We start from the raw sequence: 19,654 nt of genomic DNA on the forward strand, positions 1-19,654 counted from the left end.
AGGGCTACGAGCCATGGCCCGCAACCCCACCCGACCACTCCAACTCCTCGGAATCCCCACCTGACAAGCCAAAATGACTTTGCCGGGACCCTGCCCGCCAAGGGGACCCCTGCTTTCATTTTTCCAGACAGGTCTGACAATTTCGGTCGGGCGACCGGTCAGCCCAGGTTGTTCGTGTCGAACGTGTTGCACCGCGCCGGGTCGCCGGTCTGCAGCCCGGTGTTGAACCACTTCTGCCGTTGCGCCGAGCTGCCGTGGGTGAACTGGGTCGTGTCCACGCGCCCGCCGCCGAGCTCGCTCTGGATGAAGTCGTCACCGATGCGCGACGCCGCATCCAGTGCCGCCGCGATGTCCTCCTGCGTGATGTTCGTGATCAGCGGCTGGCCGTTGGCCGACGGGGTCGTCGTCGCGGCCTTGCCCCACGCGCCCGCGTAGCAGTCGGCCTGCAGCTCGAGGCGCACCGAGCCCGAGGTCGGACCGGTCTCCCTGCCGACCCTGTCCGAGGTGCCGAGCTGGTTCTGCACGTGGTGGCCGTACTCGTGCGCCAGCACGTAGGCCTCGACGAACGGGCCGCCGGTCGCACCGAACTTGGTGCGCAGCTCGTTGAAGAAGTCGAGGTCGATGTACACCTGCGAGTCCGCGGGGCAGTAGAACGGGCCGGTCGCGGAGGTCGCGTTGCCGCAGCGGGTGTTGACGCTGTCGCGGAAGAAGTTGGTCTTGGTGACCTGGTAGCTCTTGCCGGAGCGGGCGAACTGGTCGGTCCAGAACGCCTGGATCGAGTTGATCGTGGCGACGATCCGGCAGTCGCCGTCGCGGTTCGCGTCGGCGCCGGTCTTGCACTTCTCGGCCAGCTGGCTCGACTCGACCTGGGTGTTGTTGCCCATGCCCTCCAGCCCGCTCGTGGGCAGCTGGATGCCGGTGAACTGCTGGACCAGGAAGTAGATGATCAGACCGACCACGCCGAGGCCGCCGCCGACACCGGCGACGCGTCCGCCGACGCCCCGCTGGTCCGAAACCTGAGAAAGATCGAGATCCGCGCCTTCGTTGAACTGCACCGCAATCCTCCTGTTAAGGACCCCATGGGTGCCGCAAACGATAAAGCACGAAACATGCCTTGGTGCGGAGCCCGACGTCGGGGCACCGCACCAAGGCTTTCCCATTTGGTAGTGACGACTACGGCCCACGAAGGTTGGCGTGGCGCTCGGCCGGTGACGCCATGAGACGTCAGCGATGCCGAGCTCAACAGCGTCGAAGTGCGCCGAGCGACGCCTGACGGCGCCTGGGCACCCGAAACCTCGTGTCCGTCGCTACGCAGTCGCGGTCGGACCGGTCACGTCCAGTCCGCTCGCGGGGATGCGACAGACCGCGTTTCGCCACAGCGAGGAGATACCTGCACAGCACCACCTACCCCTTCCGGGCGTGGCCCCCGGTGGTCTAGTTCATTCACCGTCCGGTTGCCAGCTCGTTATCGAGCATGCGCTTGATCACCCCATATCTCAACACCTCACGCCAAACCTGAATTGGTGAAGTCAACCGGGTGACCTGCGGAGATCGACTGTGCAGACAGCAATCGCCCGGTGAGTGGGCACTCACCGGGCGATTGTGGGAAATGATCAGGAATTGGTGATGCGACGTGCTCCGCGACGCGTCATCACGCCCGCGGTCATCAATCCGAGGCCGACCAGCAGGAACTCGAGCGGATCGGCGCCGGTCCGCGAGAGGCTCGGAACCGCGGCCGCCTGGGAGACCTTCTCCGACACCTTCTGGGACGCCTTGTCGCCGGTCTGCGGGGTACCGGCGCCCGAGTCGTCGCCGGTGTCCCCGCCGCCGGAGTTGTCACCGGTGTTCCCGTTGCCGTTGTCGTTGCCGCCACCGGGGTTCTGACCACCCGGCTGCTCCGGCTGCGGCTGTTCGGGCTGCGGCTGTCCGGGCTGCTCCGGCTCTTCCGGCTGGGGCTCCCCTGCCTGGGCCTCGCCGCAGTCGCCGGTTGCGGTGCCGAGCACGGCCGCGCTGGTGCCGCAGACGGTGATCGGCGCCTCGATCGTGCCGTCGGCCTGCTCGGGCTTCGTGTCGCCGCAGCTGCCGTTGCCGCCGCCGGCGACGCCGACCGCGTTGCCGCACACCGTGACGGGTGCGGAGACGAGCGCCTTGTCGGCCTGGACGCGCGCGGCGGGCTTCTCCTCGCACGTGGCGTCACCGGTGCCCAGCACGTTGATCGCGTTGCCGCAGATCTTGACCGGGACGCTCACGAGGTTGCCGACGCGGACCTCGTCGTCGACGTTGACCGGCACCGGGACCGCCTGGGCCCAGCCGGCGGTCGCGACGAGGATGCCGCCGGTCAGCAGAGCCGCGGACATCGTTCGGTTGAGGTTCTTGCGCATGACTGTTCTCCCTGACGCGTGAGGTGACTGATCCGGGTGGAAGCGCGGGAGATCAGTCGGGGGAGAACGTCGGTTCCTCCGCGCGCACGGTGCGCGGTGCGTCGCGTTGTTCGGTGCTGACGAGGGACGCCGTGGTGGTGGGCGGCCGCATCACGTGCGGCAGCGTGCCCGCCGGCGTCTGGGTGGTGCTCGTCGTCGCCCCGGCGCCGCTCTGCGGGAGCGTGCCGGTGACCGGCTGCTGCTCCGCCTGCGATCGCGGCTGCTGCGGGACGGGAACGGACTCCGCGGGTTCCGTCGCCGTTGTCGACGCCGGCGGGTTCTGCGCCTGTGGCGGTGTCTCGACCTGGACCGGCGCTTCGACGACTGGTGGTGCCTGCGGTGCGGGAGGTCGTTCGGGAACCTCGACGCGCGGGTCAGGTTTCGGCGGGACCGGTGTCTCCGGCGGCTGCGGCACGAGCCCGGTCTCGACCTCGAGCCCGATGTCCACCACGGGGAGCGCGACCTCGACCCGGAGCTGGTCGATCTCGATCGTCACGTCGGCGTTCGCCTCGCCTGCGCCGCCCAGCAGCCAGGCGCCGGTCACCAGACCGGCGAGCAGGAGGAGCCGACGCAACCACGACATCGACCCTCACCCTAGATCAAATGGAGCAACCGGACACGCGAAAAAGGCCATCCCGGCGACTTTCGCCGCCGGGATGGCCTTCGCACGCGTCCGCGGTTACGAGGTCTGCGTGATGCGGTCGAGCGCGGGCGGGGCCTGGTTCGGGTGCGCCGTCAGGTAGGCGGAGAACGCGTCCAGGTCGATGCCACCACCGGTGATGGCCGTGCCCTTGGTGAACTCGCTGAAGCCGTCACCGCCGCCCTGCAGGAAGCTGTTGATCGTCACGCGGTAGCTCGCGTTCGGGTCGAGCGGAGCGCCGTTGAGCGTGACGTTCGAGACCTTCGAGCCGAACGGGGCCGACGCCGACCAGGTGTACTTCAGGCCGGACGACGGCTGCAGCACGAACGTCCTGGCCGCGGTGAACTGCTGCTCCAGCACGGCCTTGATGTTCGTGCCGGTCAGCGTGACCGTCTGCAGGATGTTGCCGAACGGCTGCACGGTGAACGCCTCGCCGTAGGTCACCACGCCGTTGCCCTCGCCCGCGGGCGAGCCGGCGTAGGTGAGGTCCGCGCGGACGCCACCGGGGTTCATCAGCGCGAGCACCGCGCCGTTGCCGGAGGTGGCCGCGAGCTGCGAGTCCGCGATCAGGTTGCCGAGCTGCGACTCGCCGGCCGGGTTCTGCACCTTGAGGATGTCCGCGCTGATCGTGCCGACCTGCTTGTTGGCGATCGGGGCGGACTTCGTCTTGGCCAGGTCGATCACCGACTGGATGGCCGGGTCCGGCGTGACCGTGCGGGTGACGATCTTGTTGTCGGCCTTGGTCTCGCCGCGGATCACGTCGCGCGTGCGGCGGTCGATCTTCAGGTCGACGACGCTGAGCTCGCGGCCGAAGGCGAGGCCCTCGATGAACGGGCGCGGGTTGCCGGCCGGGTCCTTGACCACGCAGTTGTAGTGCTGGTGGCTGTGGCCGGAGAAGACCGCGTCGATCTTCGGGCTGACCTGCGTGGCGATGACGCTGCCGGGGTTGTTGGCCGCGACGTTGCACGCGTTGGGGCCGCCACCGGTGGAGGTGACCTGGTCGCCCTGGTGCACGAGCAGCACGATCGACTTGACGCCGATGGCGTCGAGGAGGTTGGCGTACTTGTTGGCCGCCTTCACCTCGTCACCGAACTGGATCTCCTTGATGCCGTTCGGGTCCACCAGGATCGGCACGTCCTTGAGCGGCATGCCGATGAAGCCGATCGGGATCCCGTCGCGGATCTCGACCCAGAACGGCGGCAGAGCCGGCAGCCCGTGCTTGGCGTCCGTGACGTTGGCGCCGAGGATGGGGAAGTTCGCGCCCTTGTACTTGTCGCTGAACTGGCACCCGTCGACCGGGTGGCACCCGCCGCGCTGGATGCGCAGGAGCTCCTTGTAGCCCTCGTCGAACTCGTGATTGCCCGCCGCGGTCGCGTCCATGCCGACCTTGTTGAGCACCTCGATCGTCGGCTCGTCGTGGAACAACGCCGACACGATCGGCGACGCGCCGATCAGGTCGCCCTGCCCGACGATGACGGAGTTCTTGACCTCCTTCTGGAGGTTCTTGATGTGCGTGGCGTTGTAGGCGGCGCCACCGGCGTCGACGGTCGTGCCGTCGGGAAGGATGACGCGTCCGGACGACCCGGTCGGCGGCTCGATGTTGCCGTGGAGGTCGTTGATGCCGATCAGGCGCACGTCAACCGTGCCCCGACCGCGCAGTGACTGGACATCGGCCTGGGCAGGCCCGGTAGCGCTGATGACAGTGGCCGCGGCGGCGGTGATCGCCAGAACGGAAAGCCGTCTGAACGAACTCATGGGTAGAGCCTTTCGAAGGCGTGGTTAACGCGCGTGTACGGCGGAGGAGTCTGCCTCCAGAAGGCCGCGTTTTCCAGAGGAATGACTGAACCGTCATCCGGCCGTCTAGCCTTGTTCCCGTGACACCAAGTGAGCACGAGCCGCACTGGCTCGACGAGGGCGAGATGCGCGCGTGGCGTACCTACGTGAGCGGTTCCTCCATGCTCATGGACCGCCTGCACCGAGAGCTGCAGGACGCCCACGGAGTGTCACTCGCCGACTACGAGGTCCTGGTCCGCCTCTCCGAACAGCCCGAGCGCCGCATGCGCATGACCCAGCTGGCAGAAGACGTCGCCTCCTCGAAGTCCCGCGTCTCCCACCAGGTCGCCCGCATGGAGAAGGCGGGCCTCGTCTCCCGCCGCGAGTGCACCGAGGACGGCCGAGGCGTCCTGGCCGAGCTGACCCCCAAGGGAATGACCTTGCTGGTGGCAGCCGCCCCAACTCACCTGCGAGGCGTGCGCGCTCACATCGTCGACCTGCTGACGCCCGAGGAGGGCGAGGTGCTGGCCAAGGTGTTCGACCGGGTCATGACACACCTGCGCGAGGCGAACGGCTAGGCTTCTCGCCGGACGCCCTCGGCGTCTTGGAAGCGTGGCAGAGCGGCCGAATGCACCCGCCTTGAAAGCGGGAGACGGGCAACCGTCCGGGGGTTCAAATCCCTCCGCTTCCGCAGTTCAGAGGGGTTGTGAAGGCTGTCGGGAGGCCTTCACGACCCCTTTGGGGTTCAAGGAGGCGCATTGGCACCCGGTGTGTCCGGGGGCTGACATGGCATCGACCTTGTCTGCGTGTGCGCCAGAGAGCATCAGGAAAACACCGCGACAGAAAACGAGAACTGAATTAGGCGAAGCGCGGCGACGAGAAGCGGACCATGTTGCCGGACGGGTCGCGGAACGCGCAGTCGCGGACGCCGTAGGGCTGGTCGACGGGCTCCTGCAACACCTCGGCGCCGGCTGCGCGGACCTGCTCGAACTTCGCGTCCACGTCCGGGACCGCGAAGATGATGCCCTGCAGGGAGCCCTTGGCCAGCAACGCGTGCAGCGCCTCGTAGTCGGTCGGCGGCACGGGCGGACCGATGTGGGACAGGCCGATCTCCAAGTCCGGCTGGTCGGCGGGACCGACGGTGAGCCAGCGGTAGTCCTCGATTCGCGCGTCGGTGCGGACCTCCAGGCCCAGGGCGTCGCGGTAGAACTTCAAGGCCTCGTCCTGGTCGCGGACGAAGAGGAACGTGTGCGAGAGCTTCATGTTCCGAGACGCTAAAGAGGACGGGCACCCGGCGCTTCTCGAAACCTGCTCGGTCTCGTGAGGCCGGAAAGACGGCACCCCGGCACTCCGGCCAGGGACGAGTGAGAACGGGCGCGGTAGGCCGAGGGGGACTCGCCGACCAGCTCGGTGAAGCGGGCGGAGAACGAGCCCAGCGAGGTGCAGCCGACCTCGACACATACCTCGGTGACCGTGAGCTTCCCAAGGCGCAGCAACGCTTTGGCGCGCTCGATGCGTCTGGTCATCAGGTAGCCGTACGGGGTCTCGCCGTAGGCCGCGCGGAACCGGCGGGAGAAGTGCGACGGCGACATCAGGGCGGCGCGGGCCATCGCGGGTACGTCCAGCGGTCTGGCGTACTCGCGGTCCATCAGGTCGCGTGCCCGGCGCAGGTGCGCCAGGTCCTCCGGGGTCACGCCGGCCAGCATGCCACCCGGGTCGAGCGGAACTTCACAGATCCATTGAAAGTGGAAGAAACAGGCTTTCGCGGGTGCGGTCGCTCAGGTAGCTTGGCCGCGGTTCTGCCGACGCGTGCGGGGGCTTGACGTCGGCGAACGATCATCGACGTTCTTAATGGGGGATTCATCTTGTCCGAGAGATCGGTCAGCCGTGCCCTGCTCAGAATCGGGGCACTGACCACCGCTGTCGTCCTGTCGTTCGGCGCGGCCACCGCCGGTGCGTTCGCGCAGGACGAGCCGGAGACGCCGTCGTCGACCAGCGTCGAGCAGGCGCCGACCAGCGTCGAGCAGACGCCGACGAGCGTGCCGAGCACTCCACCGTCCACATCGGAGTCGACGCCGCCGTCGAGCACCGAGTCGGCGCCGCCGTCGACCTCGGAGCAGTCGACGCCTCCCTCTACGCCGGAGAACGCGCCCGAACCGCCGAAGGGCGACGAGCCCGACAAGGCCGCGGCCGTCGGCAGCTTCAAGGTCAGGACCTTCCAGGACAAGAACGGGAACGGGTACTTCGATCCGGGCGAGCAGCTCGTCGGCGTCAAGGTCGCCTTCAGGGACAAGCGGACCGGTGCCGTCGCGGAGCGCAGCAGCGGTGCCGACGGCTGGTCCGAGTTCACCGGTCTCCCCGTCGGCGGGTACTGGCTCACGATCGACCCCGCGTGGAAGTTCACCAACGGGAGCGCCGGCCTGGACGTCCAGGTCACCGAGTCCGGTGGGGAGACGACGCTCGCGCTCGCGCCCGGTGCGGCCCCGCCGAGCCCGCGCGGCACCCTGTGGTTCGAGAAGTCGAGCTACCAGTCGCACGAGACCGTGCGCTTCTGGCTGAACGTCACCAATGTCGGCGGGCAGAACGCGGAGCACGTCAAGCTGGACTTCCCGATCTTCGACGTCACCACGCCGGAGGAGCAGTGGGGCGACTTCGGGTACCGCGGCGCCGGCATCCTGCTCGCTCCCGGTGAGTCCCGCACGTTCGAGGCCACGGGCACGATCCGCGAGTTCCGGGACGGCAAGCTCGTCCTCTGGGGCAGCATCGCCTACGACGGCCGGCCGAACCCGCACCAGAGCGGGTACCACGGTGAGGTCGCCGTCGTGCAGAGCAAGGGCAGCATCACCGGTGTCGTCTACAACGACAAGAACCGCAACGGGCAGCAGGACGCCGGCGAGGCCGCTGCGGACGCGGTGGTCGAGGCCAACGGCGGGGCGCCCTACGGCTACTTCAAGACGACGACCGACGCCAACGGTCGCTACTCGTTCAACGACATCCCGTCGGGCGACTACTACGTCGGCTACACCATCGCCGGCGGCTGGGTCGTGCACTCGGACGGCACGGAGTCGAAGGCCCGCGTCCAGCCGGGTGCACCGCTCGAGCTGGTCGCCCGCGCGGAGCGTCCGTACAGCGAGTCGCTGAGCGCGACCCTCACGCTCGACAAGGAGGTCTACCAGGCCGATGAGGACGCCCGGATCACGATCACGCTGACCAACTCGGGCGACCGGGCGATGACCGCCATCCAGGCCTGGTGCAACCGGATCGGTGACGAGAACCAGTTCGGCGGGCGGATCAGCGAGCCCAACCCGCCGGGCTGGGGCGATCTGCGCGGCGCTGGCGTGACGGTCGAGGCCGGTGAGACCAGGACGATCGTCGTGGTCGAGAAGGTGCCGCCGGCCGGCATCACCTTCGGCAAGGTCATCGCGTCCTGCGGGTTCGCGCCTCACGCCGGGTGGAACACCGACGCCGCCGAGGCGTTCGACTCGGCGCGGGTTCCCGGCGGGTTCGGTTCCGTCGCCGGGGAGCTCTACTACGACCGCAACGGGAACTGGACGGTCGACGCGGGCGAGGCGATCGGCAACACCCGGATCGTGCTGCGCGACCGGGAGCTCGGCGTGGACGTCGCCGAGACGTTCTCCGACGACAAGGGCCACGTGCGCTTCGACCGCGTTCCCGCGGGGACGTACTTCGCGTGGGTCGACGGGCCATGGCAGTTCGAAGGCGAGTGGGGCGGTCACGTCGCCGTTTACGCCGGCAGCGAGTGGAAGTACGGCTTCCCGGTCGTTCCCGGCCCTGCTCCGGACCACGGTGGCGTCACCGGGCCGGCCGCTCCCGCCGGTGGCGCGGGTGCCGGTGGTGGCAGCGTCGACGCGCTGGCCAAGACCGGTGCCAGCGTGCTGGGGCTCGGAGTCCTGGGCGCGCTGCTCGTCGCCTTCGGCGTCGGCGCCAGCGTGATCGGCAGGCGCCGGATCGCCTGACCCCGCCGGAACGGAACGGGCCGCCACTCACGCTGAGTGGCGGCCCGTTGTCATCAGCGCCACAGTTCGCTGGTCCGAACGGAGTGTTAGCGTCGCGAACCATCGGGTATCTGGGGGTGACATGACGGTCTGGGAAGCAATCGTGGTGGTCATCGCGGGTGTGTTCGCAGGCGGCATCAACACCGTCGTCGGCAGCGGCACGCTCGTGACCTTCCCGGTGCTGCTCGCCGTCGGCTACCCGCCCGTGGTCGCCAACGTGTCCAACAGCCTGGGATTGGTGCCCGGTTCGCTGTCGGGTGCCTGGGGGTATCGCGAGGAGCTCAAGGGGCAGGCCGGGCGGATCAAGAGGCTGCTGCCCGCGTCGATCTTCGGTGGCATCGTCGGCGCGATCCTGCTGGTGACGTTGCCGGACAAGGCCTTCACCGCGATCGTGCCCGTGCTGATCGTGATCGCGCTGGTCCTGGTGGTCGTCCAGCCGTGGCTCAACCGCAAGCTCGCGGACCGGCGCAACGACAACGACGGCGGCGTGCTGCTGTGGTTCGGCGTGTTCGCGGCGGGCATCTACGGCGGCTACTTCGGTGCGGCGCAGGGCGTGCTCGTCATGGGGCTGATGGGCGTGCTCGTCAGTGAGCACCTGCAGCGGCTCAACGCGCTGAAGAACGTGCTGACGGCGTTCGTGAACCTGGTCGCCGGGGTCATGTTCATCTTCATCGCCGACGTGGCGTGGCTGGCCGTGCTGCTGCTGGCCGTCGGGTCGGTCGTCGGCGGGCAGATCGGGGCGAAGATCGGCCGCAAACTCCCACCCGCCGTGTTGCGCGGCGTCATCGTGGTGGTGGGAGTCGCGGCGATCGTTCAGCTGCTCACCAAGTAGCTACAGCGCGAACGCGCGGGCGGCGGCCAGGAAGGCGTCGTTCTCGTCCGGCTCGCCGATCGTCACGCGGGCACCCTCGCCCACGAACGCGCGCACCACGACCTTGTGCGCCAGGCAGTGCTCGTTGAACTCCGCGGTGCGCTCGCCCAGCGGCAGCCACACGAAGTTCGCCTGGGTCTCCGGCACCTGGTAGCCCATCGCCAGCAGCTCGCCGCGCACGCGGATGCGCTCGGCGACGATCGCGCGGCAGCGGACCATCAGCTCGTCCTCGGCGTTCAGCGAGGCCAGCGCGGCCACCTGCGCCAGGGCGTTCACCGAGAACGGCACGTACACCTTGCGCAGCACCTCGGCGACGGCCGGCGGCGCCACCGCGTAGCCGATCCGCAGGCCCGCGAGACCGTAGGCCTTGGAGAACGTCCGCAGCACCGCCACGTTGTCGCGGCCGGTCGCCCACAGCTGCTTGGCCAGCTCGACGCCGTCCGGGACGTGCGCGTCGTCCACGAACTCCTTGTAGGCCTCGTCGAGCACCACCAGCACGTCGTCGGGCACGCGGGCGATGAACGCCTCGATCTCCTCGGTGCGCAGCGCGGTGCCCGTCGGGTTGTTCGGGTTGCAGACGAAGACCATGCGCGTGTTCGGCGTGATCGCCGCCAGCATCGCGTCCAGGTCGTGCGTGTGCTCCGAGTTCAACGGCACGCGGATCTGCTTCGCGCCCGCCACGTGCGTGACGATCGGGTAGGCCTCGAAGGACCGCCAGGCGAACAGCACCTCGTCGTTCTCGGTGCAGGTGGCCTGGACGAGCTGCTGGCACAGGGTCACCGAGCCGCAGCCGAGGGCGAGGTGGTCCGCGGGCACGCCGAGCTTCTCGGACAGGCGAGCGGTCAGCTCGGTGCTGCCGGAGTCCGGGTACCTGTTGATGGCGGTGGCGGCGTCGGCGATCGCCTGGACGACGCTCGGCAGCGGGCCCGCCGACACCTCGTTGCTCGCGAGCTTGATGGCGCCGGGGATGGTCCTGCCGGGCACGTAGGACGGCAGGGACGCCAGGTCAGCACGGGTTCGCACGGTCATGGTCCGATCCTCGCACTGCTCCGTCCGATTGGTCACGTTGACTGGAGTTCACCCTGACGTGCGAGGGTGGGTCATGACCACTACCCGCATCGAGACGCTTTCCCTCACCGACGGCCGTGAGCTGCGGGTGACGATCGCCGAACCCGACTCCGCCGTACGGGGTGGTCTCGTGGTGCTGCACGAGGCCCGCGGCATCACGACGGGCGTGCGGACACTCGTCAGCAGCCTGGCCGCCGAGGGCTGGCTCGCCATCGCACCGCACCTCTACGACGAGGACCGCGTGCACGGCGACGACATCCGGGACCGGGTCAGCAAGCTCTCCGGCGACCGCCTGCTCGCCGACACCGACGTCGCGTTCGTGTGGCTCGGGCAGCAGGGCGTCAGTGCGGACCGGATGGGCGTCGTCGGCTTCGACACCGGCGGCACCGTCGCCATGGTGGTCGCCGCGAGCCGCTCGATCGGCGCGGCCGTCACCGTGCAGGGGCCCGGCATCCTCGAACCGCTCTCGGACGGGCTTCCCGCGCTGGTCGACGTCGCCGCGGACCTGTCGTGCCCGTGGCTCGGCATCTACCGCGACGACGACTCGGAAGAAGTGAGCAAGCTTCGTGATGCTGTGATCAGTTCGGAAACCGCGTCAGATCTCATCCGTTTCGACGTTTCGAGTGACGAAGCATGGTCTCGTGCGTTGAACTGGTTCGACGCACACATGAGGTAAGGGTCTTTCCGGCGGATTGGAACCGAACAGGCGTCCAGGTACATCTAAGAAGTGCTTCGGACGGCTGACTGGGTGTGGTGATCGGTAACGCCCAGTGCTGCGGTGACGAGTTATGCAGTGCAGGGGGTTGTGAGGGATGGCTGAAGGCACTGGGACGAGTGGGACGACGACAGGCACGGGGGCGGCGCCGGTGGTGACGCCCGATCCGACTACGGCGACGACCACGTCGACCACCGTGCCGATCACGGCGGAACAGCTGGCGGCGGTGAAACCCGCGCTCCAGCAGCAGATGCTGGCCGACAAGGCGGACGCGAGCCACGCCGCGGCCAAGCTCGACCAGGCAGCGGACAGCGGCAAGCTGACGCTCGACTTCGAAGCGGCGGACGCCCTGATCAAGGCCGTCGACGCCGCCCGCGACCAGGTCATGGACCTGTGGAAACGCGCGACCGACCAGCTCGCCACGCCGCTGCAGCTCGGGGAGAACCCCGTCGCCAAGGCGATCAGCGCCCGGTTCAACGACCTCGCCGTCGGCGAGGACTCCGGTGCCGCGAAGGCGTTGCTCGACCTCTTCAAGGTCCTCGACGACATCAGCAACGCACTGAGCCGCAACCGCGACACCATGCGCGACGCCGACGAAGAAGCCGAGAAGTCGATGAAGAACGCCGGGGGGTCCTGGTGAGCTACGGATCGAACAACAAGGGCGGCAACGGCAACGGGTCGCACCACGGCGACGACCGCAAGTACGACCGCAGCGACCTGCACGAGCCGGTCGACTGGATGACGTACACGCACGAGCAGCTCTACAACATGGTGCACACGGGCGTGAACCTCGACGGTGCCCAGGCCGCCGCCACGAACTGGGCGAAGATCGGCGAGGACATCGCCGGCGTGCGGTCCAACCTGCTCAAGGCCGTCGAGGACTCGAGCGTCGGCTGGGACAGCGAGTCCGCGCGTCTCGCCCGCGACGGCCTCACCGAGGTCACCAACTGGGTCGACGACACCGCGAACTACGCCACCAAGGTCTCCGCGGCCATCACGACCGAGACGAACAACGTCGAGGCCGCCCGCGCCGCGATGCCGCCACCTCCGGCCGCTCCGGAGGCGCCGGTGGCGAACGAGACCGTCAAGCCGGTGCTGCGCGACCGGCTGCTCGCGTCCGAGCAGCTCGACAGCTACAGCGCCGTGCAGGACGCACGCCTGGTGCGCACGACCGGCGAGTTCGCGAACTTCGAGGCGATCGGCACCAGCCCCGTCGACACCCTCGCGGCCAACGACGCCTCGCACCGCCGTGCCGCGGACGTCATGGCGGCGTTCCAGCGCAACTCGGCCGCGGTCGACCAGACCGTGCCGACGCAGTTCACGCCTCCGGTCAACCCGATCAACCCGACGCCGACCACGCCTGACCTGGGCGGCACCAAGACGCCGGGCACCGACACGACCCCCGGCGGCGCGACGGGCGCTCCCGTGGCGACGACCGGCACGAACAACCAGAACCGCGGCACCACGAGCACCTCGTCGCGCGGCGGCGGTGGCTTCGGCGGTGGACGCGGTGGTGGCGGCGGCTTCGGTGGCGGCATGGGCATGGCCCGTCCGTTCAACTCCGGCTCCGGTGGCCAGGGCGGCGGCGGTGGCGCGGGCGGTGCGGCCGGTCCCGGCATCTCCGGTGGCACGGCGGGCGTCAACGAGACCACCCGCGGTGGTGCCGGTGCGGCCGCGGCTGCCTCGGCGGCCGGCAACCAGACGAAGGCGTTCCAGAACCCGCTCGCGATGGGCGGTGCGCCGATGGCCGGTGGCGCGGCCGGCGCAGGTGGCCGTGGCGACGACGCGCGTGAGCACAAGAGCGCGAGCTACCTGGAAGAGGACGACAACGTGTTCGGCTTGGACCGCAAGGCAGCTCCGCCGGTGATCGGTCAGTGAGCGAACGCCAGTTCACGGTGAGCTCGCAGGAGTTCTTCCTGCTGTGGCAAGCCGTGCACGGCGAGGACCGCACCGTGCCGCTCGGGACGCCCCACGTCGGGGCCACCCGTGCGGCGCGGCAGCGCCTCGTCGAAGCGAGCTCGCAGACCCTGCTGGCTCGTCGGCTCGGCACGGTCCAGCGCCCCGATCCCGACCTCCGCGCGCTGGTCGCGGGCCTCGGCGAGTTCGACAGGGCGCTGGAGATCGCGTTCTTCAAGGGCACCGAACTGGCCCGCGGCATCGCCTGCGCGGGCTGGGGCGGCGCGTTCGGCGCCCGCGTGAACGGCGAGGTGCACCTCTACCCGTTCCGCCCCACGTCGCTGGCCTCGGCCACGGTGTCCTCGTTGCCAGGCCTCGCACCAGGCACGGGACGCGCCGTGAACGTGCGCTGGGACGACTACGTGCGCGCGGGCAGGGCGGGGGAGCAGGAGGGCAAGCAGGCGTTCCTCGACGTCCTGCGCGACGCCGGCGTCCGCGAACCCGAGGCGCACACGCTGCTGCGCCTCGTCACGTCCCGCATCGGCGGCGGCGAGCTCGGTCTGACCGCCCGCAACCGCGACGGCGTGCCGCGCCCGACCGGCCGTTCGGTGTCGTGGCTCGACACGCGCGAGGGCCGCTACCTCCTGCGCAAGCAGGACGGCTGGCTGGTGCTGGCGCCCGCCGACGCGTCGCGGTTGACCAGCGCCGTCGACGAGCTGCTCGCGGCGGGATAGGTCCACACAGGCGGGTGTGCGCAAGTCCGCCAATCACACATGGACGTGCGGTTCTGCCTGGGTTAGACATGGGGCATGACCGACACCGACGTCGAACTGCTGTGGCGCCCGGACCCCACGAGGGACAACGGGATGACCGCGTTCCGCTCCTGGCTCGCCGAGCGGGGCCACGACTTCCCCGACTACGAGTCGCTGTGGGAGTGGTCCGTCGCCGACCTCGAGGGGTTCTGGGGCGCCATCGCGGAGTACTTCGACGTCCGGTTCCACACGGCTCCCGAGCGCGTGCTGGGCTCGGCGGAGATGCCGGGCGCGCAGTGGTTCCCCGGCTCGACGCTGAACTACGCCGAGCACGCGCTGCGCCGAGGTGACGACGACGACCTCGCCGTGATCTTCCACCGCGAGGACGGCCTCGCCTCGTCGCTGACGTTCGGCGCGCTGCGGTCGCGCGTGGCCGCTTTCCGGGCCGCGCTGGCCTCGCTGGGCGTCTCGCGGGGCGACCGGGTGGTCGCACTCGTGCCGAACGCCCCCGAGGCCCTGATCGCCTTCCTGGCGGCCGCCTCGCTGGGCGCCACGTGGTCGTCGTGCTCCCCGGACTTCGGCGCCCGCGCCGTCGCCGACCGCTTCACCCAGATCGAGCCCGCGGTGTTCGTCGCGGTCTCCGGCTACGTCTACAACGGACGGTCGTTCGACTGCCGCCCGGTCGTCGAGGAGATCCGCGCGCAGCTGCCGGGCCTGCGCGCCACCGTCCTGGTCGACTACCTGGACAACGGGTCCACGCTGCCGGACACGCTGTCGTTCGCGGAACTGCTGAGCTCGTTCGAGGGCGCGCCGCTGGAGTTCACGCCGGTGCCGTTCGACCACCCGCTGTGGGTGCTCTACTCGTCGGGCACCACGGGCCTGCCCAAGGGCATCGTCCAGGGCCACGGCGGCATCGTGGTGGAGCACCTGAAGATGCTCGCCCTGCACGGCGACCTCGGCCCAGGCGACCGCTTCTTCTGGTTCACCACCACCGGCTGGATGATGTGGAACTACCTCGTGGGCGGCCTGCTGGTCGGCGCCACGATCGTCCTGTACGACGGCAGCCCGGCCTACCCGTCGCTGAACACGTTGTGGCACCTGGCCGAACAGCACCGCGTCACCTACTTCGGCACCTCGGCGCCGTACGTCCAGTCGTGCCTCAAGGAAGGCCTCGACCCGTCGGCGACCTACGACCTGACGGGCCTGCGCGTGGTCGGCTCGACCGGCGCACCCCTGACGCCGGAAGGCTTCCGCTGGATCGCCGCGGCCGTCGGCAAGGACGTCCAGATCGCCTCGGTCTCCGGTGGCACCGACCTCTGCACGGCGTTCGTGGCCTCGTCCCCCGACCGCCCGGTGTGGCTGGGCGAGCTCTCCTGCCGGGCGCTGGGCGCCTCGGTCTTCGCCTTCGACGAGTCCGGTGCGGCCTTGGCGGACGAGGTCGGCGAGCTCGTGATCACCAAGCCCATGCCGTCGATGCCGGTGTTCTTCTGGGGCGACTCCTCCGGCGAGCGCCTGCGCGACGCGTACTTCGACACCTACCCCGGCATCTGGCGCCACGGCGACTGGATCCGCATCACCCCGCGCGGCTCGGCGGTGATCTACGGTCGCTCCGACTCGACCCTGAACCGCGGCGGCGTCCGCATGGGCACGTCGGAGTTCTACCGCGTCGTCGAGTCCGTGGACGGCGTCGCCGACTCGCTGGTGATCGACACGTCCGGCGTCACCGAAGGCGAACTGCTCTGCTTCGTGGTCCTCGACGGCGTAGCGCTCGCCGACGTGGAACCGGTGCTGCGCCGCGAATTGCGTTCGTCGCTCTCACCCCGCCACGTCCCGAACCGCTTCGTCGCCGTCGCCGAGATCCCGCGCACCCTGAACGGCAAGAAGTGCGAGGTCCCGGTCAAGAAGATCCTGGCCGGCGCCGACCCCGAGAAGGCCGTCAGCAGGGGAGCGCTGCGCAATCCCGAGTCGCTCCAACCGTTCCTGGAACTCGCCTCGGAATGATCTAGGTCACTCCGTTCCCCGCGACCAGGCGTTTAACGCCCTTCTCCGGCCCTGCGCACGTGCTCTGACCAGCGCGGACGGGGTTGGGAGGGGGGCGTTTTGCAAGTCGGTTGAGGACCTGTGTAACCTATGCGTCGTGGCCAAGGATGGTCCCGGGAGGCTTCGCCTAGTCTGGTCTATGGCGCCGCACTGCTAATGCGGTTTGGGGTAACCCCCCATCCCGGGTTCAAATCCCGGAGCCTCCGCAAGGCCGAGCCTCTAGGGGATCGGTTACAATTGAATAGCTCGCGCTCGTAGCTCAACGGATAGAGCATCTGACTACGGATCAGAAGGTTGCAGGTTCGAATCCTGCCGAGCGCACTGCATCAGCCCCGGTCAGACTTCGGTCTGGCCGGGGCTTTGTCGTGGCCGGACCGAATTTCTCCGATGCGCCGAGGAGCTGGACTTCCCGTGAAACCCCGTTCTCTCCTCGGCATCGCACTCGCCGTGCTCGTCGCAGCGGGCTGCGCCGACGAACCGTCGTCCGAACCGGAGCAGGCCGTCTCGGCGCCACCGACCGCGCCGGGCGTGCAACTGCCACCCGAGAAAGCGATCCTCGACTACCAGCTCGGCGCCGCCTACCCGCCACCGGAGAAGGTCACCCTGGTGGTGCGCGACAGCACCGCCGAGCCCGCGCGCGGCCTCTACTCCGTCTGCTACGTCAACGGGTTTCAGTCCCAGCCGAACGAGCGCGACGTGTGGCTGGGCGAGCGCAAGCACCTGCTGCTCGGCGACTCGGCGGGCAAGCCGGTCGTCGATCCGAAGTGGCCGGACGAGTTCCTGCTCGACACCTCCACGCCCGCCGCGCGCGGGGAGCTGGCGGCGATCTTCGGGGCGACGATCGACCAGTGCGCGGCCAAGGGGTTCCAGGCCGTGGAGATCGACAACCTCGACTCGTTCCTGCGCTCGGACGGGCGCCTGAAGGCCGACGACAACCTCGCCTACGCGAAGGCGCTGGCGGAGCGGGCGCACGGCAGGGGGCTGGCGATCGGGCAGAAGAACTCCGCCGAGCAGGCCGGGCGCGGGCGGGCCGAGGTGGGGTTCGACTTCGCGGTCACCGAGGAGTGCCACCGGTGGAGCGAGTGCTCGTCCTACACCGACGTGTACGGGACGCACGTGATGGACATCGAGTACACCGATGACCTGCGCGGGACGTTCGGCGACGTGTGTGCCGACCCCGCGACGCCGGCGACCACCACGTTGCGCGATCGGCTGCTCGTGGCGGCGGGTGGGAAGGACTACTCGTTCCAGCACTGCTGAACTCGGACGTGCCGGTGATCACAGCACCGGAAATCGCAGGTGGTCGTTGGTGCGCCGGGATCGTGGACAAGTGGTTGAACCGGACACTACGTTGCCTTTCGCCGAAGCTGGAGCAGAGATCCTGAAAGGCCGGAACTGGTGAACACCACTGTCGAGCAGCAGGTTCGCGAGTACTACAACCACGCCGGACCCGCCTACCACGCGCTCATGGGGCAGTTCTGGCACCACGGCGACCTGGAGGCCGAGCAGACCGGTCTGTCGCCGGAGGACGCGGCGAAGGCGTTGGCGCGCAAGCAGGTCGACGCGGCCGGGCTGCCGGCCGGTGGGACCGCGCTCGACTTCGGCAGCGGGGTCGGCGGCACAACGGTCTACATGGCCGAGATCGCCGAGGCGCACGTCGTGGGCATCTCGAACAACGAGTGGCTGTCGGCCACCGCGCGCGACTACGCCGACCAGCAGGGCCAGACCGCGCGGACCGCGTTCCTGACCGTCGGCGACGAGGACTACAAGTCGCTGATCTGGTGGCCGGACTCCTCGCTCGACATGGTCAGCTTCTTCGAGTCGGTCTGCCACCTGCCCGAGAAGGGCGAGTTCTTCAAGGCCGCGTTCCGGGTGCTCAAGCCCGGCGCCTGCCTGGTCGGGGTCGACTGGATCGCACGGCCGTTCGGCGAGCACCAGACCCCGGAGCAGGTCGCCGAGTTCATCGGACCGGTCGAGCAGGTCATCTCCATCCCCGAGCTCGGCACGCTCGACGGGTACCGCGACCTGATGGTGGCGGCCGGGTTCGAGGTCGAGGTGTCCGAGGACCTCTACGCCGGCGTCGAGTGCTGGGGCAGCACGCCGCCGGACGACGGCCAGGGCTGGGGCGAGTACGAGGGCGAGCAGAACACCGTCATCCACGACGGCAAGCGCGTGCTCGACGCCGCCCGCGCCGCCGGGGTCTTCTCCGTCGCGCGGTGGGTGGCGCGCAAGCCCGCCTGACCCGGAGGCCCGGCGCGCCGATGCGTGCCGGGCCCTTTGTCCGGAACGGGCCGACGAGGCAGAGTGACCGCGTGGACCAGCGGGAGATCATGCAGCGGGCGCTCGGCGTCCTGACGCTCACCTACGACGGCGCCGGAACCAACGACTACCTGCGCACGGCCCTCAAGTCGTTGCAGGAGGGCGTGTTCAGCTACGAGGTCAAGGTCGACGGCGAGCTCAACGAGGCCGGCGCCCAGGCCCTCAAGCAGGCGATGGACCAGGTGCTCTCGCAGTTCGGCTGGTTCACCGCCGGTCTGCTGTACGCCTTCCACGGCGTCGCGCAGGCCTACGAGAACGACTACGAGGAGGCCGACGTGCAGGAGGTCCTCCGCCAGCTCGCGCTCAGGCTCGCCGACTGACCAGCTCCGCGCGGACGCCGTCGGAGAACGGCGTCCACGCCTCGACCGCCCACGGGCCGAAGCGCAGGTCCGTCAGCGCGACGCAGGCCGCGGAGATCTCCGGGTCGACCCACAGGAACGTGCCGGACTGGCCGAAGTGCCCGAACGTGCGCGGCGAGTGGGTCGTGCCCGTCCAGTGCGGCGACTTGCCGTCGCGGATCTCGAAGCCGAGGCCCCAGTCGTTCGGCTTCTGCATGCCGTAGCCGGGCAGCACGCCGTTCAGGCCGGGGAAGACGACGGACGTGGCCTCGCGGACCAGCTCGGCCGACACCAGCGACGGCGACAGCAGCTCGGCCGCGAACAGCGCCAGGTCCGCCGCGCACGACTCGGCACCGGCGCCCGCCGAGCCGACCAGCGCGGACGACTTCATCCCCAGCGGCACGAAGACCGCCTCGTGCAGGTACGTCGCGAACGGCATCTCGCACGCCTCGCCGACGAACGACGCCAGCACGTCGAACCCGGCGTTGGAGTAGATCCGCCGCGTCCCCGGCTCCGCCTGCACCTCGGCCTTGTCGAACGCGTACCCGGCCGTGTGCGCGATCAGGTGCCGCACGGTCGCTCCAGGAGGCCCGGCCGGCTGGTCCCACTCGACCGCGCCCTCCTCGACGGCCACCAAGACCGCGTAGGACGTCAGCAGCTTCGTCACCGACGCGAGCGGGAACACGCGCTGCTGATCACCCAGCGAGCCCACCACGGCTCCGTCCGACACGACGGCCACCGCCACGTTCTCGACAGGCCACGACGCCGCCACTTCCACGCTCCGCATGGGACAGACGTTAACGTCA

Annotated in this window: 19 protein-coding genes and 3 tRNA genes; 14 read left to right on the forward strand and 8 right to left on the reverse strand. The window is 69.4% G+C overall.

Features of this window, described 5'->3' with window-relative positions:
• Positions 1 to 158: 158 nt before the first annotated feature.
• From ACFWV3_RS28240 to ACFWV3_RS28255, 4 genes are all read right to left on the reverse strand, one after another.
• Positions 159 to 1,055, reverse strand: coding sequence for a neutral zinc metallopeptidase (locus ACFWV3_RS28240; RefSeq protein ID WP_382415376.1), 897 nt, complete (start codon positions 1,053 to 1,055; stop codon positions 159 to 161).
• A 558-nt stretch (positions 1,056 to 1,613) separates the two neighbouring features.
• Positions 1,614 to 2,381 carry a hypothetical protein gene (locus ACFWV3_RS28245; protein ID WP_382415378.1) on the reverse strand — a complete coding sequence of 256 codons (768 nt, stop codon included), beginning with the start codon at positions 2,379 to 2,381 and terminating at the stop codon, positions 1,614 to 1,616.
• A 52-nt stretch (positions 2,382 to 2,433) separates the two neighbouring features.
• On the reverse strand, positions 2,434 to 3,003 hold the full coding sequence (locus ACFWV3_RS28250; RefSeq protein WP_382415379.1) for a hypothetical protein: 570 nt from the start codon (positions 3,001 to 3,003) through the stop codon (positions 2,434 to 2,436).
• 96 nt (positions 3,004 to 3,099) lie between these two features.
• On the reverse strand, positions 3,100 to 4,815 hold the full coding sequence (locus ACFWV3_RS28255) for a bifunctional metallophosphatase/5'-nucleotidase (RefSeq protein ID WP_382415381.1): 1,716 nt from the start codon (positions 4,813 to 4,815) through the stop codon (positions 3,100 to 3,102).
• A 164-nt stretch (positions 4,816 to 4,979) separates the two neighbouring features.
• Between ACFWV3_RS28255 and ACFWV3_RS28260 the strand changes: the two genes are divergently transcribed.
• Together ACFWV3_RS28260 and ACFWV3_RS28265 are read left to right on the forward strand one after the other, a co-directional pair.
• Positions 4,980 to 5,411, forward strand: coding sequence for a MarR family winged helix-turn-helix transcriptional regulator (locus ACFWV3_RS28260; RefSeq protein WP_382415744.1), 432 nt, complete (start codon positions 4,980 to 4,982; stop codon positions 5,409 to 5,411).
• 28 nt (positions 5,412 to 5,439) lie between these two features.
• Positions 5,440 to 5,524, forward strand: a tRNA-Ser gene (locus ACFWV3_RS28265).
• 167 nt (positions 5,525 to 5,691) lie between these two features.
• On the opposite strand, the gene ACFWV3_RS28270 is transcribed toward ACFWV3_RS28265, so the two are convergent.
• Both ACFWV3_RS28270 and ACFWV3_RS28275 read right to left on the reverse strand, forming a co-directional pair.
• The gene (locus ACFWV3_RS28270; RefSeq protein WP_382415383.1) at positions 5,692 to 6,096 is read right to left on the reverse strand and encodes a VOC family protein; all 405 of its coding nucleotides are present in this window, start codon (positions 6,094 to 6,096) and stop codon (positions 5,692 to 5,694) included.
• 11 nt (positions 6,097 to 6,107) lie between these two features.
• Positions 6,108 to 6,539 carry a helix-turn-helix transcriptional regulator gene (locus ACFWV3_RS28275; protein ID WP_382415385.1) on the reverse strand — a complete coding sequence of 144 codons (432 nt, stop codon included), beginning with the start codon at positions 6,537 to 6,539 and terminating at the stop codon, positions 6,108 to 6,110.
• Between the two features lie 159 nt (positions 6,540 to 6,698).
• Here ACFWV3_RS28275 and ACFWV3_RS28280 point away from each other — a divergent pair, with 159 nt between their 5' ends.
• Together ACFWV3_RS28280 and ACFWV3_RS28285 are read left to right on the forward strand one after the other, a co-directional pair.
• Positions 6,699 to 8,810 carry an SdrD B-like domain-containing protein gene (locus tag ACFWV3_RS28280; RefSeq protein WP_382415387.1) on the forward strand — a complete coding sequence of 704 codons (2,112 nt, stop codon included), beginning with the start codon at positions 6,699 to 6,701 and terminating at the stop codon, positions 8,808 to 8,810.
• Positions 8,811 to 8,931: 121 nt separating this feature from the next.
• A complete protein-coding gene (locus ACFWV3_RS28285; protein WP_382415388.1) occupies positions 8,932 to 9,681 on the forward strand; it encodes a sulfite exporter TauE/SafE family protein in 750 nt (249 codons plus the stop codon).
• On the opposite strand, the gene hisC is transcribed toward ACFWV3_RS28285, so the two are convergent.
• The gene (gene hisC, locus ACFWV3_RS28290; RefSeq protein ID WP_382415390.1) at positions 9,682 to 10,749 is read right to left on the reverse strand and encodes a histidinol-phosphate transaminase; all 1,068 of its coding nucleotides are present in this window, start codon (positions 10,747 to 10,749) and stop codon (positions 9,682 to 9,684) included.
• Between the two features lie 73 nt (positions 10,750 to 10,822).
• Between hisC and ACFWV3_RS28295 the strand changes: the two genes are divergently transcribed.
• The 10 genes from ACFWV3_RS28295 (at position 10,823) to ACFWV3_RS28340 (ending at position 18,830) form a co-directional block, all read left to right on the forward strand.
• Positions 10,823 to 11,464, forward strand: a complete 642-nt coding sequence (locus ACFWV3_RS28295) for a dienelactone hydrolase family protein (protein WP_382415392.1) — start codon at positions 10,823 to 10,825, stop codon at positions 11,462 to 11,464.
• A 136-nt stretch (positions 11,465 to 11,600) separates the two neighbouring features.
• Positions 11,601 to 12,143, forward strand: a complete 543-nt coding sequence (locus ACFWV3_RS28300; protein WP_382415394.1) for a hypothetical protein — start codon at positions 11,601 to 11,603, stop codon at positions 12,141 to 12,143.
• A complete protein-coding gene (locus ACFWV3_RS28305; RefSeq protein ID WP_382415396.1) occupies positions 12,140 to 13,381 on the forward strand; it encodes a hypothetical protein in 1,242 nt (413 codons plus the stop codon). Before ACFWV3_RS28300 ends, ACFWV3_RS28305 begins: the two co-directional genes overlap by 4 nt.
• The gene (locus ACFWV3_RS28310) at positions 13,378 to 14,133 is read left to right on the forward strand and encodes an ESX secretion-associated protein EspG (RefSeq protein ID WP_382415398.1); all 756 of its coding nucleotides are present in this window, start codon (positions 13,378 to 13,380) and stop codon (positions 14,131 to 14,133) included. Before ACFWV3_RS28305 ends, ACFWV3_RS28310 begins: the two co-directional genes overlap by 4 nt.
• A gap of 75 nt (positions 14,134 to 14,208) precedes the next feature.
• Positions 14,209 to 16,152 carry an acetoacetate--CoA ligase gene (locus tag ACFWV3_RS28315; protein ID WP_382415399.1) on the forward strand — a complete coding sequence of 648 codons (1,944 nt, stop codon included), beginning with the start codon at positions 14,209 to 14,211 and terminating at the stop codon, positions 16,150 to 16,152.
• Positions 16,153 to 16,307: 155 nt separating this feature from the next.
• Positions 16,308 to 16,397, forward strand: a tRNA-Ser gene (locus ACFWV3_RS28320).
• A gap of 42 nt (positions 16,398 to 16,439) precedes the next feature.
• Positions 16,440 to 16,512, forward strand: a tRNA-Arg gene (locus ACFWV3_RS28325).
• Between the two features lie 90 nt (positions 16,513 to 16,602).
• The gene (locus ACFWV3_RS28330; RefSeq protein ID WP_382415401.1) at positions 16,603 to 17,451 is read left to right on the forward strand and encodes an endo alpha-1,4 polygalactosaminidase; all 849 of its coding nucleotides are present in this window, start codon (positions 16,603 to 16,605) and stop codon (positions 17,449 to 17,451) included.
• Between the two features lie 138 nt (positions 17,452 to 17,589).
• Complete coding sequence (locus ACFWV3_RS28335) at positions 17,590 to 18,432, forward strand: methyltransferase domain-containing protein (RefSeq protein WP_382415403.1); 843 nt, start codon at positions 17,590 to 17,592, stop codon at positions 18,430 to 18,432.
• Positions 18,433 to 18,503: 71 nt separating this feature from the next.
• Positions 18,504 to 18,830 carry a hypothetical protein gene (locus tag ACFWV3_RS28340; protein ID WP_382415405.1) on the forward strand — a complete coding sequence of 109 codons (327 nt, stop codon included), beginning with the start codon at positions 18,504 to 18,506 and terminating at the stop codon, positions 18,828 to 18,830.
• Here ACFWV3_RS28340 and ACFWV3_RS28345 read toward each other — a convergent pair.
• The gene (locus ACFWV3_RS28345) at positions 18,814 to 19,635 is read right to left on the reverse strand and encodes a serine hydrolase domain-containing protein (RefSeq protein ID WP_382415407.1); all 822 of its coding nucleotides are present in this window, start codon (positions 19,633 to 19,635) and stop codon (positions 18,814 to 18,816) included. The genes ACFWV3_RS28340 and ACFWV3_RS28345 overlap by 17 nt on opposite strands.
• Positions 19,636 to 19,654: the final 19 nt, after the last annotated feature.

Origin of the sequence: Lentzea sp. NPDC059081 (assembly GCF_042738015.1) — a bacterium.
Taxonomy (GTDB): domain Bacteria; phylum Actinomycetota; class Actinomycetes; order Mycobacteriales; family Pseudonocardiaceae; genus Lentzea.